The organism is Streptomyces sp. SID13666 (genome assembly GCF_010548325.1).
In the GTDB taxonomy this organism is placed as follows: Bacteria; Actinomycetota; Actinomycetes; order Streptomycetales; family Streptomycetaceae; genus Actinacidiphila; species Actinacidiphila fildesensis.
The window spans coordinates 1-18,277 of sequence record NZ_JAAGLX010000029.1 but is presented as its reverse complement, the minus strand read 5'-3'; the positions used below and the strand labels follow the sequence as shown (position 1 = coordinate 18,277).

The window sequence follows — 18,277 nt, the reverse complement described above, 5'->3', positions numbered from 1 at the left end:
CCACCGACGTACCGGCCGGTATGTGTCCGCCGCGCCATTGCCTTCGGGTTCTGCCCGCGTAACGATGTTCGTACGTGATCGGAAAAGGGGAGTTCTGATGATCGAGACGGGCGGAACCGGGCGGCTGTGGCTGCTCTCGGGTCCCGGCAGCAGCTACGCCGTGCATCTGACCGAGCGCGACGAGCTGCTTCATCTGCACTGGGGCGCCCGCATCCAGCTCGCCGACGCCGAGGCGCTGGCCGCGGAACCGCTCCCTGACGGGAGCTCCTTCGAGTCGGCGCTCGACGGCCACGAGGAGTACCCCGTCGAAGGCGGCCCGCGCTTCGTCCGGCCCGCGCTCTCGGTCCGTGACGCCACGGCGCGCGGTACCGAATGGTGCTTCGAGGAGGCCGAGACCGAGAACGACGAGCTGCGGCTGCACTTCCACGACTCCGTCCACCATCTCGACCTGACGCTGCACTACCGGGTCCGCGCGGGATCCGACGTCGTCGAGCGCTGGACCACCGCCACCCATGTGGCCAACGGACACACCGGCGCCGTCGAGCTGCTGCGCGCCGATTCCGCCGCCTGGACCCTGCCGGAACGCGACGGCTGGCGGCTGTCGCACCTGCACGGCCGCTGGGCGTCCGAGACCCGGCTGGCGAGGACCGCACTCACCGCCGGTGAGAAGGTGATCGGCAGCCGGCGCGGCCACACCGGCCACCACCACCTGCCGTGGATCGGCCTCGACGCGGGCGACGCGGGCGAGGAGCAGGGCGAGGTGTGGACCGCCGCGCTGGCCTGGTCCGGCTCCTGGCGCATCGCCGTGCAGCAGCTGCCCGACGGCCGGGTGCAGGCCACCGGCGGCGCCGGGCACGACGACGCGGGACTGGTGCTGCTCGAGCCGGGGGAGTCCTTCACCACCCCGGTCTTCGCCGGGCTCCACACGGACGGCGGCTTCGGCGCCGCGAGCCGCGCCTGGCACGCCTACCAGCTGGCCCATGTGATCCCGGACGCCGGGCAGCCGCGGCCGGTGCTCTACAACTCGTGGGAGGCGACCCGCTTCGACGTCGGCGAGGAGCAGCAGCGCGAACTCGCCCGCCGGGCCGCGGCGATGGGCGTCGAGCTCTTCGTCGTCGACGACGGCTGGTTCGGTGCCAGGACCAGCGACCGCGCCGGACTGGGCGACTGGACCGCCAACCCCGACCGGTTCCCGAACGGGCTCAAGCCGCTCGCCGACGATGTGCACGCCCTGGGCATGCGGTTCGGCATCTGGGTGGAACCGGAGATGGTCAACCCCGACAGCGACCTGTACCGAGCGCATCCGGACTGGGTGCAGCACCACACCGGACGACGGCGCACCGAGTTCCGCAACCAGCTGATCCTCAACCTCGCCCGCGAGGACGTGCGCGAGTACCTGTGGGAGCAGTTGGACGCGCTGCTGCACAGCGCCCCCGTCGACTACGTGAAGTGGGACTTCAACCGGTGCTTCACCGACGCCGGCTGGCCCGGTGAGCCGTACCCGCAGCGGCTGTGGGTCGACCACGTGCAGGGGCTGTACGGGCTGCTCGACCGGCTGCGGGCCGCACACCCCGGCGTCGCCTTCGAATCCTGCTCGGGCGGCGGCGGCCGGGTGGACCTCGGGATCCTGTCCCGTACCGACCAGGTGTGGACCTCGGACAACACCGACCCGCTGGACCGGCTGCCGATCCAGCACGGATTCAGTCAGCTGCACCCCGCCCGGGTGATGGCCGCCTGGGTCACCGACAGCCCCAACAGCATGCTCAACCACCGTGCCAGCAGCCTGCGCTTCCGCTTCGTGAGCGCCATGGCCGGGGTGCTCGGCGTCGGCGGCGACCTGACGGCGTGGAGCGAGGAGGAACTGGCCGAGGCCAAGGACTGGGTCGAGCTCTACAAGGCGATCCGGCCCGTCGTGCAGTACGGCGACCTGTACCGGCTGCGCGCGCCCGGAGGCGGCGGGCTCAGCGCCGTGCAGTACGTGCGCGGCGACGAGATCGTCGTCCTCGCCTGGCTGCACTCCCAGTCCTTCGGCGAACCCCAGCCGCCGCTGCGGCTGCGCGGCCTCGACCCGGCGTCCGCCTACCGGGATCCCGCCACCGGAACCGTGCACCGCGGCGCCGTGCTGGCCACCCGCGGACTGCGGACGGGGCTGGTCGGCGACCTGGACGCGGCCGTATTCCGGCTGCGCGGAATATGACCTCGTGTTCTAAATCACGCCACGTCAACCCCCGGTTACGATGGCGTAGGTCACTTCCGGAAGGGGAGTATGGGCTGCCGTGGCTGACGATTCGAAAACAAACAACAGTGGCGCGATCGGGTCGTACACCGCGGTGGGGGACAGCTTCACCGAGGGCGTCGGCGACCCGGGTCCTGACGGCGCTTTCGTCGGCTGGGCCGACCGCCTGGCCGTTCAACTCGCCGATCGGCGCCCCGAACACGACTTCCGCTATGCCAACCTCGCCGTGCGCGGCCGGCTGCTCGACCAGATCGTGGCCGAGCAGGTACCGCGCGCCAGGGAGCTCGCACCGGACCTGGTGACGTTCTGCGCGGGCGGCAACGACATCCTCCGGCCGGGCAGCGACCCGGACGACGTGGCCGAGCGGCTGGAGGCGGCGGTCGCCGACCTCACCTCCTCGGTCGGCACGGTGCTGATCTGCACCGGCTTCGACACCCGTGACGTCCCGGTGCTGCGCCATCTGCGCGGCAAGATCGCGACGTACACGGCGCACGTCCGGTCGATCGCGGACCGCCAGGACTGCCCGGTGCTCGACCTGTGGTCGCTGCGCTCGGTGCAGGACCGGCGGGCGTGGAGCGGCGACCGGCTGCATCTGTCCCCGGAGGGCCACACCCTGGTCGCGCTGCGCGCGGCGCAGGTGCTCGGCCTTCCCGTGTGCGCCGACCCCGAGCAGGCCTGGGAGCCGGAGCCGGTACGGGCTCCGGGCGAGGTACGGCGCGACAACATCCACTGGGCCCGCGAGCACCTGGTGCCGTGGATCGGCCGCCGGTTGCGCGGCGAATCCTCCGGCGACCACGTCGAGCCCAAGCGGCCCGACCTGCTGCCGCTGTAGGCAGCGGGCGGGAGTCGCGGGCCCTCGGCCTGCGGGCCGTCGTCCGTAGGCCGGCCGGAGGCGGCGGTGCGGGGACGGTCAGGGGTGGCGGAGGGCGGGCAAGCAGGGCAGCTCGGCCCAGACCACGCGCCCCTCGCCGTCCTCGGCCGGGCCCACTCCCCAGGACTGCGCCAGGACGCTGACGAGCAGCAGTCCGCGACCGCACTCCTCGTCGACATCGGCGGTGCGGGTGCGCGGCTCGGTCCGCCCGTGCCCCTGGTCGGTGACCTCGACGCGCAGCACCCGGCCCAGCGCCAGCAGTGAACAGGTGATCTTCTCGCTGTCGGTGTGGCGGACGGCGTTGGTGAACAGCTCCGTCACCACCAGTCCCGCGTCGTCGGTGACTTCGAGATCCACACCCCAGTCCCGCAGACGCGCGCGGACGCGGCCGCGCGCATCCGCCACGGAGGCGTTCTGCGCGGGAAGCCGGAAGACGTCATAGCGGCCGGGATGGGTCGGGCCGTCATGACGCGCTACCCGGAGAGCGTCTTGGGAAGCAGCCACTCCGCAACTATGAGGGTCGCGCCGAACACATGGCAAGGTCCGATCTGTAAATTACACAATCGTCTGTACGGTCTGTTCGGTCCACTGACGGCATGGCACACTGCGTACCACCGAGGGAAGTTGGAGGAGGAGACTCGTGGCGGAAGCACGGCCGGGAGGCGCCCCGACCGTACTGCGGGTGGTGCTCGGCAAACGACTCCAGGACCTGCGGGAGAAGGCGGGCCTCTCCTACGAGCAGGCCGGCCTGGCTCTCGATGTCACTCATGCCACGATCCGCAGGATGGAGAAGGCCGAGGTCGGCCTCAAACTGCCCTACGTCGAGAAGCTGCTGCAGACCTACGGAGTCACGTCTCCCACCGAGGTCAGCGGCTTTCTCGCGCTCACCCGCGAGGCGAACCGGCCCGGCTGGTGGCACCGCTTCCGTGACGTCCTGCCGGAGTGGTTCAGCGCCTTCGTCAGCCTGGAGGGCGAGGCCAGCATCATCCGCGCCTACGAGCCGCACTACGTGCCCGGGCTGCTGCAGACCGAGGAGTACACGCGTGCGGTGCTGTGGGCCGGCCTGCCGCACGCCTCCGTCGACGAGATCGACCGCCTGGTGGCACTGCGCCTGGAGCGCCAGGCGCTGCTCACGCGGGAGAAGGCACCCCTGCTGTGGGTCGTGATGGACGAGACGGTGCTGCGCCGTCCCATCGGCGGCGTGGACGTCATGCGCGCCCAGATCGCGCACCTGGCCGACCTCACCGAGCTCCCCAACGTCCGGCTGCAGGTCATGCCGTTCACGGCCGGCCCGCACTCCGCGATGTACGGGCCCTTCCACATCTTCCGGTTCGAGATCCAGGAACTCCCGGACATCGCCTACACCGAGAGCCTGATCGGCGGCGCGTACTTCGACGAACGCGACGACGTGTCGGCCTTCCTGGAGGCGCTGGACCGGATGTGCGCGCAGGCCGCGCCGGCACAGAGCACCAAGGCCATCCTCGGTGGCATTCGCAAGGAGATCTGACCCATGGGTCGCATATACAACGGCATGCCCGCGAAGGACCTCGGTCACGAGGGCTGGCGGAAGCCGTGGAGCGGCGGCAACGGCGGCAGCTGCGTCGAGGCCAAGAAACTGAACGACGGCCGGGTGGCGCTGCGCCAGTCCACCGACCCCGACGGCCCGGCGCTGATCTACACCGATCTTGAGATCTCCACATTCATCCGGGGCGCGAAGGCCGGCGAAGCGGACTTCCTGCTGTGACTGCTGTGACTGCCCCGACCGTGCCGAGTAGCGCCGCCGTTGTCGCGGCCGAGCGAACAGAACCGAACCGGAGGACGGCGTGACCGATCAGGGATTCCCCGCCGAGAAGATAGACACGGGCCGGCCCCACCCCGCCCGTATGTACGACTTCTACCTCGGGGGCTGGGACAACTACGAGGTCGACCGGGAGGCCGCGCAGCGCGTCATCGACGCCGTCCCCGACATCATCCCCAGCGCCCGCGCGAACCGGGACTTCCTCCGGCGGGCCGTCGGCTTCCTGGTGGACAACGGCATCCGCCAGATCATCGACATCGGAACGGGCATCCCCACCTCGCCGAACACCCATGAGGTCGCGCAGGGTCTCTCCTCCGACGTGCGGGTCGCCTACGTCGACAACGACCCCATCGTCGCGACCCACGCCGGAGCCCGGCTGACCGGTTCGGGGAACACCGGCTTCTTCCTGGGCGACGTGCGCCGGCCGCGCGGCATCCTGGACCACCCGACCATCAGTGAGTTGATCGACTTCGACCAGCCGGTCGCCGTGCTCCTCGTCGCCGTACTGCACTTCATCACCGACGCGGAGGACCCGGCCGCCATCGTCGCCACCCTGCGCGACGCGCTGCCGGACGGCAGCTACCTGGTGCTGTCGCACGCCACGGCCGACTTCCACGGCGGCAGCTTCCCCGAGGTCAGCAAGATCTACAACAAGGCCACCGCGACCATGAACGTGCGGCCGCACAAGGAGATCGAGCCGTTCTTCGACGGCTTCACGCTCCTGGAACCGAGCCTGGTGCAGGTGCCCTTGTGGCGCCCGGACGCCCCGCTCCCGGAACCGGCGGAGCTGAGCCGGATCGGCTTCTACGGCGGGGTCGGCCGCAAGGGCTGAGCAGGTACGAGGGTCAGGGCGGGCCGGACACGTGGGGCCGGGTCGGCCGGGATCCGCTCCAGAACGCCGCCCGCGAACGTGTCGTACAGCGGCAGCGACTCCAGATGGACGTAGCCGATGTGGCACTCGCAGACGGCGAGCGGGCACGCCCGCGGCCGCAGCGCCCTGCGGTACGAGCCGTCGTAGAGACTGCCGAGCTCGGCGGGGACGAAGTGACAGCGGCGGACGGTGCCTTCGCCGTCCACCGAGATCACCGACTCGCCGGTGCGGCAGGGCAGCCCCGCGCTGCGGTGCGGGTGGCGGCTGTAGGGGAAGAGCGGGTCGATGGCCGTCCACTCGTCCGCCTCGGCGTCGGTGTACGTGTGACCCTCGGCCGCGTTGATCCACAGGTAGACATGGGCGGGGAGATCGGCGCGCAGCCGCCGGGCCTCGGCGAGGTGCTCGGGGAGGCCGACGACGCCCACGCTGTGCCGGACCGAGCGGTCCGCCAGATCCCGGCACTTGGCGAGGAACCGGTCGTACGGCGTCTGGCCGGGGTGGTACGTGCACCACAGGGCGACGGTGCCGGGGTCGGCGTCCTCCAGCCAGTCGGTGCGGCAGCTGAGGTTGGTCTGGATCGCCACCCGCCGGATGTGCGGCAGGTGGCTCAGCTCCGCGAGGGTGCGCCGGTACCAGGAGCGCACCAGGCCTTCGCCCCAGGGCGTGAAGAGCAGCGACAGCCGGTCACCCGTCTGTGCCGTGGCCCAGCCGGCGAAGCGCTCCAGGGCGGCGCGGTCGGCGCGCAACTGCTCGCGGCTGTCGCGGCGCTTGGCGAACGGGCAGTAGGGACAGTCGTAGTCGCAGCTCGCGAGCGGGCCGCGGTAGAGGATCGACAGATCCATCGGGGTCTGCGAGACATCTGGGTTGTCCGGTTGGGGCTTCATTTCGCGTCGTACTCAGCCATGAGGGCGCGGACGGGGTCCGAGAACAGCGCGGGGCCGACCGCGTCGGAGTGCGCCAGCCCTTCAGCGGACAGCCGCAGCCGCTCGGGGGCGGCCGCACCGTCGAGCCAGCCCGCGGCGGCGAACCGGCCGAGTTCGACGGGGAAGTCCTGCTCGGGGCCGGTGCCGAAACGTGCCCGGTAGTCGTCCACCGGCATGCCCTCGGCCTGGAGCAGCGACTGCAGCAGATGGCGGCGGCGGGGCTCGTCCCCGTTCATCCGCCGGCCGAACTCGGCGACGGCGAACTGCTGGGCGGAACGGGTGGTGTAGTCGTCGATGATCGACCGGATCTCACTCATGCCGACCGCGTAGTCGAACGAGTAGTGCAGTGCGGAGGTGTACGAGCGGGCGCCGCAGCCGAGGCCGATCATGCCGTCGGTCTGGCACGCGTAGTCCTCTCCGCCGGTGGCGGGCGCGCCCCGGCGGCGGAACATCCGCATCGACACCTGCTCGTAGCCCCGGTCCAGGAGGTGGTCACGTCCGAACCGGTACAGGCGCAGCCGCTGCTCGCCCCAGGCCGTCTCCGTGTCGGCCGTTCCCGCGCCGGTGCCGGTGTCCGTGCTGCCGCCGAGGCGGCCGAGGCCGGTCAGCGGGCGTACGTAGAGCGGATAGAGGTACAGCTCCTCGGGCTGCCAGGCGAGCGCGGCGTCCAGGGACCGTTGCCAACTGCGCTCGGTCTGACCGTCGATGCCGTAGATCAGGTCGATGTTGAGGACGGGGATGCGGGCGTCGCGGATCCGGGACAGCGCCGCCTCGACGTCGGCGCGCCGCTGCGGGCGGACCGCCGCGCGCGCCTCGGTGTCGTCGAAGCTCTGCACTCCGAGGCTCAGGCGGGTCGTGCCGCGGTCGGCGAGGACCGCCAGCCGGTCGGCGGTCGCCGTGGCCGGCGACGCCTCGACCGACAACGGGATCGCCCGCAGGTCGGCGCCCATGCGCAGTTCGGCGATGTCGCAGAGCCGCTGCAGCTCGCCGGCGTCCAGGAACGTCGGTGTCCCGCCGCCGAAGGCCGCCGCCGCGAAGCGCGGTTCGCCGCCGGCCGCGTCGAGCGCCTCACGGACGGCGCCCGCCTGGCGCTCCAGGGCGTCGAGATAGCGGGTGGTCAGCCCCTCGGGGGCGCCGATCCGGGTGAAGAGGTTGCAGAAGCCGCACCGCACCTCGCAGAACGGTATGTGGGCGTAGAGGGAGAGCGCGCCCACCGGTTCGCCCGCCCACAGGTCACGCAGTGGAGGGCGGTCCTCCAGCTTCCGGTACGCGGTCTTGTGCGGGTAGGCATAGACGTAGCTCTCGTACGGCCGGGTGCCGGTGCCTGTGCCTGTGTCGATGGAGGTCGCGGGGTCGATCGTCGTGGTGCTCATCGCTGTGCCTCGGCCTCAAGGAAGAAGTGGGCGTAGGGGACGGTCCAGACGGCCTCATGGCCGAGCCGGTGGCCGGTGAAGCCGTCGTCGCCGTACGTGGTGCCATGGTCGGAGCAGACGATCGCGAAGCAGCGGCGGCGGCTGCTCGCCGCCGTGAACAGCCGGCCGATGTGCCGGTCCACGTACTCCAGGGCGGCGGCGTGCGTCGCGCGGGAGTCGCCCGCCTCGCGGGTGGCGCCGGGCAGATGGAACCAGTTGGGCTGGTGCAGTGCCGAGACGTTCACGAAGAGGAAGAGCCGCTGCTCGTCGGGCAGCCCGGCGACGACCTCCTCGGCGCGGGCGATCTGCGCCTCGAAGGAGGTGGGGGAGGGCACGCCGAACTCCGGCTCCCAGTGGCTCTCCTGGAACATCCCGGGCAGCACGGAACCCAGTGGCGCCTGTTTGTTGAAGAAGCCGACGCCGCCGATGCACACCGTCCGGTACCCGGCAGCCGCCAGACCCGACACCAGGTCCGGTGTGTCGAACACATAGGTGCCGTCCGCTGTCGTCTCACTGCCGGCGAAGCGGGCCGCGAAGAGCCGCGGATGCGGTCCCGGGGTGGCCGGAGTCGGCAGGAAACCGGCGAAGATGGCCTGGTGGGAGGCGTAGGTGAAGCTACCCGGCGCATGCCTCCGCTCCCAGCCGCCGGTGGGCAGATGGGCGGCCAGATGCGGGATCCGGCCCGCGGCCGCCAGCTCCTGGGCCACGTCGTAGCGCAGGGTGTCCAGGGTGACGAGCAGCAGGTCGTGACTGCCCACGATCTCGTTCATCTCAAGCGGCGGCTGTGGCACGGTGGCGCTCCCTGCGTAGAACGGCGGCCACCTGGGCGGCGTAGGTGTCCTGCTCCTCGGCGCCGCTGCCGGGCAGGCCCGTCAGACGCGGCAGCAGGTCGCCGAAGGCGTTGACCTCGCCGACGGCGAAGCGCCGCCAGCCGGTGCCGGGCAGTACGTCGACCCCGACGCAGAGTGTCCCGGGGAAGCAGGCCGCGGCCTGTTCGGCGATGCCCGTCACTGTTTCCCAGCCGAGTCCGGCCGCTTCGGTGGCGGCGCGCGCCGCCGCGAGGTCCCCGCGGGCGCCGCCGAGATGGAGATTGGTCATCGGGGAGCGGCTGGTGCGCACCACCGCGTGGGTCGCCCTGCCGTCCACCACGACGACCCGCAGATCGGCGGCCCGGCCGTGCTGCGCGGCCTTGGGCAGCCAGCGCTCCACCTGCAGACCGTCCCCGGCCAGCGTGTCCACCAGCGCGGCGACCTCGCGCTCGTCCTCGTAGCGCCGTACGCGCAGCGAGTTGAAGAGCCGTCCGTCGGTGGTCCGCTCCACCGACGTCGTCGCCCTGAGCCGGCCGGGCCCGCCGAACTCGAGGGCGATCACGCCCGACGCGGACGAGCCGTGCGCGGGCTTGACGAAGGCGCGCGGCATGCGCGCCGCGCGCAACTGCTCCCTGAGGTCGTCCCAGCCGTGCACGGGCGCGGTGAGCGCCGGCGGTACCGGAACGCAGGCCGCCAGCAGCCGGGCGTGGCAGCGCCGCTTGTCGAACAGCACGGCGACGTCCTGCGGATCGTCGAGCAGGGTGGCGCCCGCCTCCACCGCGGCCCGCGCCACCTCCCGTACCGCGTCGGTGAACCGCCGGTACCAGAGGGCACTGCCCTCGACGCGGGTCGGATCGCCGCCGCCGCGCAGTGCTCGGTCGACCTCGGGGTCCTCGCCGGGGGAGTCCACCCGCACGACCTCGCCCGGCGTGAACCCGTACGCCCCGCGCAGCACATCGCGCCAGGCCACGATCCGGGGCGCGGGGAGCCCAGCAGCCCGCACGGCGTCGGCGAACATCGCCACCCGGCGGTTGCCGGGATTCCCGACGACGGCGAAACGGACTTCGGAGCGGACAGCGGAGCTACTCGGAGACGGCGACATAGCGCCACTCCTCGTCATCGCCCTCATCCTCCGGGCTCTCCTGCTCGGAGAGGTCCACCGTCACCCCGGCGGCGCCCAGTTCACTGCTGACGCGCTCCATGACCGCGTCGCTCAGGTAGTGGTGACTCAGGTCGAGACGGGTCAGATGGGTGAGCGGCTGACCGCCGAGCAGGGCGGCAGCACCTTCGTCGCTGAGCACACCCATCGAGAGATCGAGCGAGGTGAGCTGGGCGACGACCGGGGCGGCGGCCACGGCCGCGGCGATCTCGTCCTGCAGTTCGCTGTTCTGCAGCCCGAGATGGCGCAGGGCCGGGAAGCGGCCGCCGGCCAGCAACGGGGCGAGGTCCGCGACCGTGGAGTCCCCGCCGTACTCCTCGACGCCCAGCCACAACTCCAGGTGTTCCAGGGCGGGGAGCTCGCTCGCGGCCACCGCGCGCACGACGTTTCCCGGCAGCCCGCCGGACTCGAATCGCAGCACGCGCAGCGCGGTGTGCCGCACGGGCGCCAGGACCAGGGCGTCGTCCCCGGTGTTGCCGCCGCGCACGCCCAGCTCCTCCAGGAGCGGGAAGGCCTCCAGCACGGGCGTGATGTCGGCCATCAGCAGCCAGGAGATCTCGCAGGACTCGCCCTCCACATCGGCGAGGAACAGCGCGCGCAGACCGGGCAGCCGGGCCGCGTCGGCGACGATCAGCTCCACCACCGGGCCCAGACTCGTGTAGTCGCCGTCCCACCAGGATCCGATCACCAGGGCGGTGACCCGCTCGGTGTCCACCGTGTCCAGGAAGCCGCGCCACAGTTCGGGGAACGCCGCGTCGGCGCCGTAGCCGCATTCCAGCCCCCAGGCGACGCTGTCCGCGGCCGGGAGGCCGGATGCGGCGCCGACCGGATGCGTCAGCGTGTGAACCGGCAGGCCGGCGAAGGTGTCCCTCATTCCGCCACCGCCGTGAAGCGGTGCACGACACCGTCGTTGTTCCAGCTGCGGCCCGGTTCCGACAGGTCGACCTCGACGCCGGCGGGCACCAGCGTGTCGCGCAGGCGTGCGGCGATCGGGTCGCTGAGGAAGTGGTGGTGCAGGTCGAGCCACTGCAGATGGGTGAGCGGCTGGCCTTCCAGCAGCGCGGTCGCACCCTCGTCGGTGAGAACGCCCAGCGACAGGTCGAGGGAGCTGAGCCGGGCCACCACCGGAGCGGCGGCGACCGCGGCGGCGATCTCGTCCTGGATCTCGCTGTTGCGCAGGCCCAGATGGTGCAGCGCGGGGAAGCCGCCGCCGGCCAGGATCGGGGCGAGATCGGCGAGGGTGGCCGTGCCGCTGTACTCCTCGACGCCGAGCCACAGTTCCAGATATTCCAGCGCGGGCAGCTCGCTCGCCGCGATGCCGCGGACGACCTCGGCGGGCAGACCGCCGGCCTCGAACGTCAGGGTGCGCAGGTGCTCGTGCCGCACCGCAGGGAACAGCAGGCCGGTGCCGCCACGGGCGCCGAACTCCCGCAGCTCCGGATAGGCCGCCAGGACGGGAGTGACGTCGGACTGCTCGATCCAGGAGATCTCGGCCTGCTCCTGCTCCAGGTCGCCGATGAACACGGCCTCCAGCGCGGTCAGCTGGTCCTTGGCGTCGACGAGGTCCTCGACGATCCCGGTGGAGTCGTCCTCGTAGGCCTCGCCCCACTGGCCGATGATGATCGCCCGCACCCGGGAAGGATCCACCGTGTCCAGGAACCGGTCCCAGACATCCCCGAACTCCTCGTCGGAGTCGTCGTCGTAGGGATCCGCGGCGAGCCGCCAGGCGACGGTCTCCGGCGCGGGCAGTTCGTCCTTGCTGTCGGGCCCGGGGAAGTCGAAGGCAGGAAGGCCGTGCAACTCCTGCAGATGCTCTACGGCTGACATGACGCTGATCTCCTGACACGGGCGGGACTGGCCTGACGACTGATCTGGGCAAAGTTCTACCAAGCCGCACTGACAACGCGGACGGCGGGCGTTGTCAGACCGGCCACGTAGCTTCTGGACATCGGCGGCCGCAGGGTGCGGACGGCGGAGGGGAGCGTGCTGTGTACCGGCAGGGGGACGTGTTGATCATGCCGTTGGAGGCGGGGGAACCGCCGCGCGGAGTCGAGGCGTTGGCGCGCCAGCCACGGGACGGACGGGGACGGCTGGTGCTCGCGCTGGGCGAGGTGACCGGTCACGCGCACGCGGTCGTCGGGCCCGGCACCCTGGTCCGCGAGCCCGGTCCGTTCGGTGACGCGTTCCTCCATCTCCCGGACGGCGGGCGGGTGGTGCACGAGGAGCACGCGGCCATACCGCTGCCCAAGGGCTGGTTCCGGGTGGTGCGGCAGCGCGAGTACGTGCCCGGCGCCGTGCGCGTCGTGGCGGACTGAGGTGCGCGGCGGTGCCGCGCGACCGGCGGGGGGAGTTCAAGTGACCGAGGACGAGGGGCGGGGACGGACGGAATGACGACGGCACTGGAGACGGCGGCGCGGTGGCGGGCGATCGCGGCGGAGACCGGGGCGGCGGACCGCGCCGCGGCGGAGGCGGGGATACAGCTCGCGTACTGGCAGGCCGGACTCCCGGCACCGGAGCGCGTCGTGTGGACCGGCTCGCCGCTGGAGGCCGCCGCGACCGCGATGCGGCTGGTGGCTGAGGACGGAACGGGGCGCTGCGTGCGGGACGCGGTGCGCACCCGCCCGTGGGCGGCGGAGCGGCAGCGCCGGCATGCGGCGCTCGGACCCGCGGGCTGGGCCGAGCGGTGGGCACTGACCGGCGGCCAGCTGTGGGACTCGACGGCTTCGCTCGCCGACCGGATCCGCGCGGGTGTGGTGGAGGCGCTCAGCGAGGAGCCCGCGGACGCGGCCGCCGTCCGCCTGGTGCTGCTGGACGCGGTGCTCGGCCAGCAGGACGCGGCGTGGCTGGCCGCCTTCGACGAGGAGGCCGGGACGCTCGAAGGCGTCTCGGCGGTGGCTCGCGCCGCCGGCTGGTGGTGGCCGTACGAGCGGGTCGTGGTGATAGCGGAGCGGCCGGTGGAACTGCACCGGGACGAGGCGGGCCGGCTGGACCGGGGCGACGGGCCCGCGCTCGCCTTCCCCGACGGCTTCGCCCTGCACGCCTGGCGCGGTATGCCGGTGCCTGCCGCGTTCCTCGCCGGCCTCGCGGACCTCACCCCGGCCCGGATACGGACCGAGGAGAACGCGGAGCTGCGCCGCGTGATGCTGGAGTACTACGGCTACGACCGCTACCTCGCGGAGTCAGGTGCCAAGCCGGTGGCCCGGGACGAGACCGGGATCCTGTGGCGCATCGAGCTGGACGACGACGAGGCGGTGGTGATGGTCGAGGTGGTCAATTCCACCCCGGAGCCGGACGGCACCCACCGGACGTACTGGCTGCGCGTCCCGCCGCGGACCAGGACCGCCCGGGAGGGCGTCGCCTGGACCTTCGGGCTGGACGCGGACAGCTATCTGCCCGAGCGGCAGACCTGAGCGGGTGAGGAGAGGCCGGGTGATTTGCCTCTCAGGCAAAACATTTGCCCGAGAGGCAAGGGATGCTGTTCCATCAACGGCATGGACACCGATATCGCGTCCGCGGAGACGCTGGTCCTCGCCCCCCGGCTGAAGGAGCAGCGCCGCCGTACCGGCCTCACCCTGGAGGCAGCCGCCCGGCGGCTCGAACTCTCCGCCGCGCACCTGTCGCGGATGGAATCCGGGCTCCGGCAGCCGTCGCTTCCCGTACTGCTCGGGCTGGCCCGGCTGTACGGCACGACCGTCTCGGACCTGCTGGGGGAGACGACCGCCGAACCGTTCCCCATCGTACGCGGCGACAGCATGGCACCGGTGCCCGCCGGAGGCTGGACGTACTGGCGGGCCGGCGGCACCGGCCGGGCCATGCAGGCGCTGCGGGTCCATGTACCGCCCGAGGCGCAGGACCGGCTGGTCCGCGTGCACCCCGGTGAGGAGTGGCTCTACGTCACCGGCGGCCGGCTGCGGCTCACCCTCGGGGAGAACACCCATCTGCTGGACACCGGCGACGCGGCGCACTTCGACTCGCTGGTGCCGCACCGCCTCGCCGCCGCCTCCCCCGAAGGGGTCGACCTGCTCTTCCTGCACACCCTCATGCAGAGCGAGGCGGCCGGCCTGTGCGTCACCCCGCAGGACACGCAGGACCCGAAGAGAGCGGACACCCCGAAATGAACGACACCGCCCCCACCGAAGCCACCCCCAGCGGCACCGACGGCACCGGCACCACCCCGGTCCGTGCCGCCGTCACCAACACCGCCACCGGCCGCCCGCGCCACGAACCGCTCGCCCCGGAGCTGCGTACCAGCGAGGGCAGCGAGCGGCGCAAGGAACGGGCCGTGGTCCTGCGCGTTCTGGTCTACGTCGTCGTCGCCCACCTGCTGGCCGGATTCGTCTGGCTGCTGTTCGTACTCGGCGCGCACGGCAACTGAGCCGCACCGTCACCAGCCGCGCTTGGCTCCCGACTCCGTGAGCGTGACGCCGCTGAACTCGGTGATGAAACCGGCGCCGAGGGCCCGGGACGGCGTCTGCGACCCGTGCGGCAGACCGGCGAGCCGCGGCATGATCCGCAGCACCGACTCGACGGTCAGCTCGTAGCTGTTCGGCATCGTCACCGTCGCCTGCGCGCTGCGCCCTTCCGGGTCGCTCGCCCGCGCCCACGCCTCGGAACGCGTTCCGGCCAGCGCTTTCGCGCTGGGTCCGCGCACCAGCGCGCCGACGGCGGCGTGGGCCAGGATCCGCGCCGGTCGCAGCCGCATCACCTTGCTGAAGGCCGCGGCACCGGGCGGCAGCGGCATGTAGGTGGTGATGTTGGGGATGGCCGTCGAGTGGAAGGCGGTACTGACGTCACCCCAGGGGATGGAGGTGACCATCCGCGGTCCCGAGGGGAACGCCGCCCTGGTCCGGCGCCAGCCCATCGGCACCGCGCTGATCGTGCCGTCGATACGGGCCCGCCCGCCGTCGGGCAGCCCCTCGATCGCGGTCCTGGCGGTGCCGGGGCTGGCGGTCCCGCCGACCAGGATCGCCAGGTCGAGACGGTTCGCGGTGGGCAGGGCCGCGGCGACGGTGGCGGCCAGGCAGTCGGTCGGCACGACGTCGAAGCCGGCGCCCGGCAGCAGGACGACCTGGGCGGCGCGGGCCTGCCCGTCAAGGGCGTGCAGCTGCTCGAAGACATCGATCTCGCCGGTGATGTCCAGATAGTGCGTGCCGGTCTCGATGCAGGCGAGCGCCATCGGCAGCGCCGTCGCCGAGAACGGCCCCGCGCAGTGGGCGACCGATTCGACGCCCTCCAGCGCCCGCCGCAGCGCGACCGGATCGGAAAGGCCGAAAATGCGGTGCTCGAGACCGAGTTCCGCCGCCAGCGGCGCTACCTTGGCGATGCTGCGGCCGGCCAGTACCACCCGTTCACCACGGGCCGCGGCCCGCCGGGCGATCAGGCGTCCGGTATATCCGGTGGCGCCGTACAGCATCCAGGTCATGGAACACGTCCTTCCTGAGAGCGGTCCGGCGTCCCGCCGCCGGTATTGCAGTGTGTCGTACGTGGCCGGGCATGCGAGGCTTGGCCCGTAACCGAACGAAACCAGGAGGCCCCCATGACTGCCGAGGCATCAGACCAAGAGGCGACCGAGGCGACCGAGGTGCCCGGCGCTGCGGACGCGTCCGCCGCGGCCGAGCCGGCCGAGGACGAGGTCAAGCGCAAGTTCCGTGAAGCCCTGGAGCGGAAGCGCGGAGGCAACCAGAGCGCCGCTGCCGCCGGCGGCGGACCGGACAGCTCGAAGATCCACGGTGCCCACGGGCGAGCCGGCGGACAGCGCGAGTTCCGCCGCAAGAGCGGTGGCTGATCCGTACGACCCGTACCCCTCCTTGCCCACGGCCGCGGGGCGGGCTCGGCTTCCCGGGCCTGCCCCGCGGCCGTCGGGGATGTGCCTGACAGGGATGTCCGGACGATCCCCTTCGTCCTCCGGGGGAAGCAGGCGGGCGGCGTAGGGTCGGGCGGGTGACGACGAATCCATTCTTCAGCCCGAGCCCGCTTCCGTACGAGCTGCCGCCGTTCGCCGAGATCCGCGACGAGCACTATCTCCCGGCGTTCGAGCGAGGTCTCGCGGAGCAGCTGGAAGAGGTCGCGGCGGTGGCGGGCAGCCAGGAGCCGCCCACCTTCGAGAACACCATCGTGGCGCTGGAGCGATCCGGGGCCCTGCTGCGGCGCGTCAGAAACGTGTTCTTCAACCAGTCCTCGGCCGACACCAACCCGGCCGTGCAGGAACTGGAAGCGCAGCTCAATCCGCGGCTCGCCGCGCACAGCGATGCGATCCACCTGGACGCCGGACTGTTCGCCCGCGTCGCGTCGCTCCACGACGACCGCGCCGAACTCGGTCTGGACGCGGAGTCGTTGCGGCTCCTGGAGCGGTATCACACCACCTTCCTGCGGGCCGGCGCCCAGCTCTCCCCCGAGGACCAGCAGCGGCTGCGTGAGCTGAACGCCGAACTCGCCACCGCCGCCACCTCCTTCCAGCAGAACGTCTTCGACGACACCCGCGACGCGGCCCTGGTGCTGGACGGCCCGGAGGAGCTCGCCGGGCTGTCGGAGGACGCCATCTCGGCCGCCGCCGAGAACGGCCGGGCCCGCGGGCACGACGGCAAGTACGTCATCAGCCTGAAGAACTTCTCCAACCAGACGGAGCTCGCCTCCCTCGACAACCGCGAGGTCCGCGAGCGGCTCCTGGAGCGCTCGCTGGGCCGCGGCGCCAAGGGCAACGGCAAGCTCGCCGTCCGCATGGCGACGCTCCGCGCCGAACGGGCCGCGCTGCTCGGGTACGACAGCCACGCCGCGTACGTCGTCGCCGACCAGACGGCGCTGACCACCGACGCCGTCACCGGCATGCTGCACCGGCTCGTCCCGCCGGCCGTCGCCATGGCCGAGCGGGAGGCCGCCGCACTGGCCGCGGTGAGCGACACCGGCCCCATCCAGGCCTGGGACTGGGCCTACCGCTCACAGCAGGTGCGCAAGGAGCGGTACGCCTTCGACGCCGCCGTCATGCGCCCCTACTTCGAGGCCGACCGGGTCCTGCACGACGGGGTGTTCTTCGCCGCCTCGCAGGTCTACGGGCTGCGATTCACCGAGCGCACCGACCTCGTCGGCTACCACCCCGACGTCCGGGTCTTCGAGGTGTCCGAGGAGGACGGGACACCGCTGGGCCTCTACCTCGCCGACCTCTTCGCGCGCGGTTCCAAGCGCGGCGGGGCCTGGATGAACGCGCTGGTCGGCCAGTCGGGACTGTTCGGCACCCGCCCGGTCGTGGTGAACAACCTCAACATCGCCAAGCCCGCCCCCGGTGAGCCGGCGCTTCTGACCTTCGCCGAGGTCAACACGCTCTTCCACGAGTTCGGGCACGCGCTGCACGGGCTGTTCTCCGACGTCCAGTACCCGTTCTTCGCCGGGACCGCGGTCCCCAGGGACTTCGTCGAGTACCCGTCCCAGGTCAACGAGATGTGGGCGCTGCGGCCCGAGGTGCTCGCCAACTACGCCAAGCACCACGAGACCGGCGAGCCGCTGCCGGCCGAGCTCATCGAGCGGATGGCGGAGGCCGACGCGTTCGGCCAGGGCTTCAGGACCGTCGAGTACCTGGGCGCCGCGCTGCTCGACTGGGCCTGGCACACGATCGGGGCCGGCAGCGACCCGGGCGACGCCCAGGCGTTCGAGGCCGAGGCGCTCAAGGCGGCCGGGATCGCCGTCCCCGCGATCCCGCCGCGCTACCGCTCGACGTACTTCTCCCACGTCTTCTCGAACGGCTACAGCGCGGGCTACTACTCCTACATCTGGAGCGAGGTCCTGGACGCGGACACTGTCGACTGGTTCGAGGAGAACGGCGGCATGCGCCGGGCGAACGGTGACGCCTTCCGGCGGGAACTGCTCTCCAAGGGCGGCAGCGTGGACTCCCTCACCACCTACCGCAACTTCCGCGGCCGCGACCCGAAGATCGAGCCGCTGCTGGTGCGCCGGGGGCTGCTGCCCGCCTAGAGCCCGCGGCCGCCGTCAGACGGCCGCTCCCGTCGCCCGCCGGGCGTAAGCGCGTACGTCGGCGTCGGTGTCGTCCGCGGCGGCGGCCAGGGCCGCAAGGACCGGTCCCGGGCCGCCGCCGTGCGGGAGCAGCGCCAGGACGACGGCCTTGCGGACGTCGGCGTGCGGGTCACGGACGGCGGCCAGCAGGGCGGACAGCGCGAGCGCGGGATCCGCGGCAGATCGGAAGAGCACAC

At 72.1% G+C, this 18,277-nt stretch carries 20 protein-coding genes; 11 read left to right on the top strand and 9 right to left on the bottom strand.

Annotated features, from left to right (window positions below):
- The first annotated feature begins 97 nt into the window (after positions 1 to 97).
- Entirely contained in the window at positions 98 to 2,197 is a 2,100-nt protein-coding gene (locus G3I60_RS29425; RefSeq protein ID WP_164607935.1) for an alpha-galactosidase, read from the top strand.
- 79 nt (positions 2,198 to 2,276) lie between these two features.
- Positions 2,277 to 3,068, top strand: a complete 792-nt coding sequence (locus tag G3I60_RS29420; protein ID WP_138358830.1) for an SGNH/GDSL hydrolase family protein — start codon at positions 2,277 to 2,279, stop codon at positions 3,066 to 3,068.
- A gap of 78 nt (positions 3,069 to 3,146) precedes the next feature.
- On the opposite strand, the gene G3I60_RS29415 is transcribed toward G3I60_RS29420, so the two are convergent.
- Complete coding sequence (locus tag G3I60_RS29415) at positions 3,147 to 3,611, bottom strand: ATP-binding protein (RefSeq protein WP_138358234.1); 465 nt, start codon at positions 3,609 to 3,611, stop codon at positions 3,147 to 3,149.
- A 136-nt stretch (positions 3,612 to 3,747) separates the two neighbouring features.
- Here G3I60_RS29415 and G3I60_RS29410 point away from each other — a divergent pair, with 136 nt between their 5' ends.
- The 3 genes from G3I60_RS29410 (at position 3,748) to G3I60_RS29400 (ending at position 5,737) form a co-directional block, all read left to right on the top strand.
- Positions 3,748 to 4,614, top strand: a complete 867-nt coding sequence (locus G3I60_RS29410; RefSeq protein ID WP_138358236.1) for a helix-turn-helix transcriptional regulator — start codon at positions 3,748 to 3,750, stop codon at positions 4,612 to 4,614.
- A 3-nt stretch (positions 4,615 to 4,617) separates the two neighbouring features.
- The gene (locus G3I60_RS29405; protein ID WP_138358238.1) at positions 4,618 to 4,851 is read left to right on the top strand and encodes a DUF397 domain-containing protein; all 234 of its coding nucleotides are present in this window, start codon (positions 4,618 to 4,620) and stop codon (positions 4,849 to 4,851) included.
- A 79-nt stretch (positions 4,852 to 4,930) separates the two neighbouring features.
- Positions 4,931 to 5,737 carry an SAM-dependent methyltransferase gene (locus G3I60_RS29400; protein ID WP_164295567.1) on the top strand — a complete coding sequence of 269 codons (807 nt, stop codon included), beginning with the start codon at positions 4,931 to 4,933 and terminating at the stop codon, positions 5,735 to 5,737.
- On the opposite strand, the gene G3I60_RS29395 is transcribed toward G3I60_RS29400, so the two are convergent.
- The 6 genes from G3I60_RS29395 to G3I60_RS29370 are packed head-to-tail and all read right to left on the bottom strand — an operon-like array spanning position 5,710 to position 11,906.
- The gene (locus tag G3I60_RS29395) at positions 5,710 to 6,618 is read right to left on the bottom strand and encodes an STM4011 family radical SAM protein (protein WP_164295566.1); all 909 of its coding nucleotides are present in this window, start codon (positions 6,616 to 6,618) and stop codon (positions 5,710 to 5,712) included. The genes G3I60_RS29400 and G3I60_RS29395 overlap by 28 nt on opposite strands.
- A gap of 38 nt (positions 6,619 to 6,656) precedes the next feature.
- Positions 6,657 to 8,072, bottom strand: a complete 1,416-nt coding sequence (locus G3I60_RS29390; protein WP_164295565.1) for an STM4012 family radical SAM protein — start codon at positions 8,070 to 8,072, stop codon at positions 6,657 to 6,659.
- Entirely contained in the window at positions 8,069 to 8,881 is an 813-nt protein-coding gene (locus G3I60_RS29385) for an STM4013/SEN3800 family hydrolase (protein ID WP_138358290.1), read from the bottom strand. Before G3I60_RS29385 ends, G3I60_RS29390 begins: the two co-directional genes overlap by 4 nt.
- Before the next feature lies 1 nt (position 8,882).
- Positions 8,883 to 10,022: an STM4014 family protein gene (locus G3I60_RS29380; protein ID WP_164295564.1), complete on the bottom strand. Its 1,140-nt coding sequence runs from the start codon at positions 10,020 to 10,022 to the stop codon at positions 8,883 to 8,885.
- Entirely contained in the window at positions 10,003 to 10,953 is a 951-nt protein-coding gene (locus G3I60_RS29375) for an STM4015 family protein (RefSeq protein ID WP_138358248.1), read from the bottom strand. Before G3I60_RS29375 ends, G3I60_RS29380 begins: the two co-directional genes overlap by 20 nt.
- Complete coding sequence (locus G3I60_RS29370; protein WP_138358250.1) at positions 10,950 to 11,906, bottom strand: STM4015 family protein; 957 nt, start codon at positions 11,904 to 11,906, stop codon at positions 10,950 to 10,952. Before G3I60_RS29370 ends, G3I60_RS29375 begins: the two co-directional genes overlap by 4 nt.
- 161 nt (positions 11,907 to 12,067) lie before the next feature.
- Between G3I60_RS29370 and G3I60_RS29365 the strand changes: the two genes are divergently transcribed.
- The 4 genes from G3I60_RS29365 to G3I60_RS29350 all read left to right on the top strand — a co-directional run bounded on the left by G3I60_RS29365 (position 12,068) and on the right by G3I60_RS29350 (position 14,454).
- Positions 12,068 to 12,394 (top strand): hypothetical protein, encoded by a 327-nt coding sequence (locus tag G3I60_RS29365; RefSeq protein WP_164295562.1) that lies wholly within the window; start codon positions 12,068 to 12,070, stop codon positions 12,392 to 12,394.
- Between the two features lie 72 nt (positions 12,395 to 12,466).
- The gene (locus G3I60_RS29360) at positions 12,467 to 13,489 is read left to right on the top strand and encodes a DUF6745 domain-containing protein (RefSeq protein WP_164295561.1); all 1,023 of its coding nucleotides are present in this window, start codon (positions 12,467 to 12,469) and stop codon (positions 13,487 to 13,489) included.
- A gap of 81 nt (positions 13,490 to 13,570) precedes the next feature.
- Positions 13,571 to 14,197 (top strand): helix-turn-helix domain-containing protein, encoded by a 627-nt coding sequence (locus G3I60_RS29355; RefSeq protein ID WP_138358256.1) that lies wholly within the window; start codon positions 13,571 to 13,573, stop codon positions 14,195 to 14,197.
- The gene (locus tag G3I60_RS29350; RefSeq protein ID WP_138358258.1) at positions 14,194 to 14,454 is read left to right on the top strand and encodes a DUF6126 family protein; all 261 of its coding nucleotides are present in this window, start codon (positions 14,194 to 14,196) and stop codon (positions 14,452 to 14,454) included. Before G3I60_RS29355 ends, G3I60_RS29350 begins: the two co-directional genes overlap by 4 nt.
- Positions 14,455 to 14,463: 9 nt before the next feature.
- Here G3I60_RS29350 and G3I60_RS29345 read toward each other — a convergent pair whose 3' ends face one another.
- Positions 14,464 to 15,501, bottom strand: a complete 1,038-nt coding sequence (locus tag G3I60_RS29345) for a trans-acting enoyl reductase family protein (RefSeq protein ID WP_164295560.1) — start codon at positions 15,499 to 15,501, stop codon at positions 14,464 to 14,466.
- A 114-nt stretch (positions 15,502 to 15,615) separates the two neighbouring features.
- On the opposite strand from G3I60_RS29345, the gene G3I60_RS29340 reads away from it, so the two are divergent.
- The gene (locus G3I60_RS29340; protein WP_138358262.1) at positions 15,616 to 15,864 is read left to right on the top strand and encodes a DUF5302 domain-containing protein; all 249 of its coding nucleotides are present in this window, start codon (positions 15,616 to 15,618) and stop codon (positions 15,862 to 15,864) included.
- Positions 15,865 to 16,019: 155 nt separating this feature from the next.
- The gene (locus tag G3I60_RS29335) at positions 16,020 to 18,041 is read left to right on the top strand and encodes a M3 family metallopeptidase (protein ID WP_164295559.1); all 2,022 of its coding nucleotides are present in this window, start codon (positions 16,020 to 16,022) and stop codon (positions 18,039 to 18,041) included.
- A 15-nt stretch (positions 18,042 to 18,056) separates the two neighbouring features.
- Here the strand turns inward: G3I60_RS29335 and G3I60_RS29330 are convergent.
- Positions 18,057 to 18,277: hypothetical protein (locus G3I60_RS29330; protein WP_164607933.1), on the bottom strand; the 221-nt coding region annotated here is incomplete at its 5' end.